1 protein-coding gene and 2 pseudogenes are annotated in these 4,046 nt (G+C 80.0%); all 3 read right to left on the bottom strand.

From position 1 onward, the window contains the following. Positions 1-187, bottom strand: a pseudogene (locus KK617_RS18480) (hypothetical protein); the annotation flags it as partial. Continuing rightward, the gene (locus KK617_RS18475) at positions 184-3,309 is read right to left on the bottom strand and encodes a glycosyltransferase (protein WP_277501657.1); all 3,126 of its coding nucleotides are present in this window, start codon (positions 3,307-3,309) and stop codon (positions 184-186) included. The gene KK617_RS18475 and the pseudogene KK617_RS18480, both read right to left, overlap by 4 nt. Positions 3,310-3,359: 50 nt before the next feature. Continuing rightward, positions 3,360-4,046 (bottom strand): annotated as a pseudogene (locus tag KK617_RS18470) (DEAD/DEAH box helicase); the annotation flags it as partial.

Genomic DNA, 4,046 nt, shown 5'->3' with positions numbered 1-4,046 from the left:
CGAGCCCGAGGGCCACGACGGGGAGCACGACGGCGGCGAGCACGGCGGGGTCGAGCCGGCGGCGCCGCTCGGTCGCGGGCGCCGCCCGGCGACGGCCGCCGCCCCCGGTCCCGGGGGTCGCGGGCCTCTCCGGCGTCTCGGGGGGCGTCCCGGGGCTCCGGGGGGTCTCGGGGGGCGTCTCGGTCATGCCCGCTCCTCCTCACGTGCGCGGTCGCCCGCGGGTCGGCTGGGGCCGGCCATGACGAGCACGACCAGCACGGCGACGACCTGCAGCACGAGGAGCAGGCCGCGCAGGAGGTCGGTGCCGGCGGGCTCGACGGCGTCGTCCGCCGGTGGGTCGACCAGCTCCCAGGCCCGGGCACCACCCTCGGCGCCGCTGGCCGGCTGGAGCCCGGCGACGGAGTCGAGGGTCGCGCGGATGGCGGGATCGCCGGGCGCGGCCTGCACGACGTAGGCGACGCCCGCCGCCCGCAGCGCGTCGACCGCCTCGGGCGTCGGCTCGGACACGAGCGTCCGCACCGCGTCGGCGAACGCGTCGTCGGCGGGGGTCAGCGCGGCGACCTCCTCCTCGCCCAGGCGCAGGCCGTCCTCCCGGCGCACCTCGACGGCGAGCCCGCCGCGGACGGTGCCGTCGAGGACGAGCACGCCGTAGGACGGCGACTCCTCGGAGCGCTGGGCCATGTACGCCGGGATGGCACTGTCCCGGTCGTCGTCGACGATGGCGGAGCCCGGCCCGACGAACCAGGCGAGCCCGGCCACCGGCACCACCGCGAGCACGAGCAGCGGCACGAGGGTGGCCACGCGCCGTACCCCGCCGCCCGCCCGCGGCAGCGAGGCCGGCAGCCCCTGAGCGCCCAGCACGGCGGCGGCCACCGCCGCGCCGCCGAGGGCGATGACGACGAAGCCGACGGCGGCCGGGGTCTCCCCCGCCGCGAGGTCGAACGTCGGCAGGGCCAGCACGGCGGCCGGCGCCAGCACGGCGACGGCGACGGCCCAGCAGCCGACGACGGCGATGCGGCTGGCCGGGACCGCGAGGGCCAGGAGCGCGGCGCCCAGCAGCAGGTACGCCGGCCACGCGGCCGCCGCCCCCGCGTCGAGGCGCAGGGCCAGCAGGTCGGTGGGCGCGAGCACGTCGTGGGGCAGGCGCCCCGCCTCGCCGACGAGCGCGACGAGGTCACCGGCGAGCACGGTCGGCACGAGCCAGGGTGCGAGGAGCACGAGCGGCGTCGCCATGGCCACCACGACCGGCGCCACGGTGCCCGACAGCACGGCGCGGTCGCGCAGCACGCGGGCGCCGCCGACGAGCAGGGCGAGCACGGCCACGACGAGCAGCACCCCGGCGGCCAGCCACCACGCGAACGGGACGAGCGCGACGACGAGCGTCAGCAGCAGCCCGGTGCGCCAGCCGGCCCGCCAGCGCCGCTCCCGCTCGGGGTCGGCGAAGCCGAGGGCGGCGTGCACGCACCACGGCAGCAGGGCCGCCGCCCACACCACCCCGAAGCGGCCCTGGGCCCAGGCCCCGGACGTGACGGGCAGCAGCGCGTAGGTGAGCGCGCCGACGCCGAGCAGCCACGGCGAGGTGCCCCGGGGGTCGAGCAGGCGGCCGGCGACGCCGAGCAGGCGCCACGCGCCCCACAGCGCGAACGGCACCGACGCCACGAGCAGGACGGAGACGGCGGTGGCCGGGCCCCCGGGGAGCAGCCAGGCGAGCAGGGCCAGGGGCGCGACGTACGGCGGCGCGGGCACCTCGCTGCCCGTCCCGATCGGCAGCTGGGAGGCGAGGTGGAGGGTCCACCAGGCGCCGGTCGTCTCGGGGACGGGCGCCAGCGCGCCCCCCGAGACCCGGCCGACCGCGGCCCGCGCGCCGACGAGGCAGAGCACGACGGCAGCGGTGACGGTGAGCGCGACGGGGCTCGTCACGTAGCGCACCAGCCAGCCGCTCTCGGCGGCGAGCTCGTCGTCCTGCTCGCCGGGGACGGCCGCCCGCGTTCCGGACCGGCCCGCGGCGGCACGCTCCCGCTCGGCGGCCGCGCGTGCGTCCCGGCGCCGGTCGGCGACGTCGGCGGCGTGGGTCGTGAGCGCGCCCAGGACCTCCCCCGCCGCGTCGAGGCCGTGGCGGTAGGGCAGCCACCACGGCGCGAGCAGCGGCCGCACCTCGGCGTCGGGCACCGTCCGCTGCGGGCGCCGCGCCGCCCGCGCCCGGCGCAGCTCGCCGGGACGCCCGCAGACGACGGCGAGGGCGACGAGCTCGTCGAGCGCGGTGGCGGGGCGGCGGGTGAGCAGGAAGCCCAGCGCGCGCAGCAGGCCGCCGAGCACGAGCCGCAGGTAGGTGGGCACGAAGCGGCGGGTCGAGCAGTTCGCCAGCACGACGCGCAGCAGCGCGCGGCGCTCGGCCTGGTGGGCGTGACGGCCGGCGACGCTGCTGCGTCGCAGCCCCCGGTGGCCCGCCTCGGCGTGGAAGACGACGGCCTCGGGGGCCACGACGATGCGGCGCCCGGCGGCGGCCGCGCGCCACCCCAGGTCGAGGTCGGCGCCCAGCACGGGCAGCGCCGGGTCGAAGCCGCCGAGGTCGTGCAGCAGCGCGGGGCGCACGAGCATGCCGGCGCTGTTGACCGCGAGGACGCGGTGGGAGACGTCGTACTGGCCCTGGTCGTACTCGCCGCGCTCCAGCCCGGTCTCGCGACGGGCCGTGCCGCTGACCGTCACGCCGACCTCGAGCAGGCGGCGCAGCGAGGGCCACTCGCGCAGCTTGGGGCCGACGGCGTCGACGTCGGGGGTGACGGTCGCGCACTCGAGGAGCCGCTGCAGCGCGGTGGGCGCCGGGGTGGCGTCGTCGTGGAGCAGCCACACCCACTCGACGTCCGCCGCCCCGTCACCGGTGGTCCCGGCGGTCCCGGCGGCCCCGGTGGTCCCGGTGGTCTCCGCGAGGCGGGCCAGCGCGAGGTCGACCGCCTCGCCGTACGACGCGGTGGCCGGGGCCTCGAGCACCTGCGCGTGCCCGAACGCGGCGTCGAGCAGCTCGCCGCTGCCGTCGGTGCTGCCGGTGTCGACGGCCAGCGCCCGCCCGGGGCGCACCGTCTGGGCGGCCAGGCCCTCGAGCACGGTGGGCAGCCAGGCCGCGCCGTCGTGGGCGACGAGGACGACGGCGACGCGCGAGGCGTCCACCGGCACGACGGGCGCCTCGGCGGGCTCCGCGTCGCGCAGGTCGGCCCAGTGGTCCTCGACGTCGCCCTCCGCGACCCCCGGCCGAGCGGAGGGCCCCGCGGCCCAGGGGGCCTCGGAGGGGAGCGGTCGGTCGGCGTCGGTCACGGTCGGCCACCCTACGATCCGACCCCAGCGCCCTCCGAAGTCGCGGCGGGTCAGCCCCAGTGACGCCGCAGCACCGACGAGACGCGGAACGGGTCGCTGCCGTGCTGCGCCGCGAGCACGCCCGTGCCCTCCGGCGACCCGGTCCACAGCGCCCGCGCCTCGCCGCCCGCCCACCGGGCCCAGGCCCGGGCGTAGGCGCCGGCCCGGTCGGCGTTGCTCCCGAGCACGGCGGGCACCGGGTGCCAGACCTCGCCGTCGTGGTCGACCTCGCCGCGGGCCGCGCGCCGCAGGACCCGTGGCGGGTCGCCGGCCGGCGGGGGCGGTCCCAGCACGCGCCGGGAGACGAGGTAGCGCGGTCGCTCCACCGGTCCCAGCGCCTCCTCCACCGCCGTCGCGAAGACGCGCGAGGCCTCCTCGTCGACGTGCACGAGCCGGGCCCGGTGGGTGCCGTCGGGATCGACGCTCGTGCGCACGGCGTCGGCACCGACGGGCGCCAGCCCCACCTCGCGGAGGGCGTCGGCCACCGCCGCCGCCACCTGGTGCACCGACGGGGCGCTGCGGGCGTGGGCGAGCACCGCCCGGGCGTGCGCCGCGCGCCGCCGTGCCCGCTCCCGCCGTCGTACGACGTGGTGCCCCACCCCGGCGAGCAGGCCGGCGGCGGCGCCGGCGACGACCCCCGTCTCGCTGCCGGACACGGCCAGCGCGGCCCCGCCGAGCGTGGCCCCGCCGAGGACGAG

It is taken from the genome of Nocardioides sp. ChNu-99, from assembly GCF_029493445.1.
Taxonomy (GTDB): Bacteria; Actinomycetota; Actinomycetes; order Propionibacteriales; family Nocardioidaceae; genus Nocardioides.
Note: the sequence above shows the minus strand (reverse complement) of the source record. Positions and strands in the feature narration are given on the sequence as shown.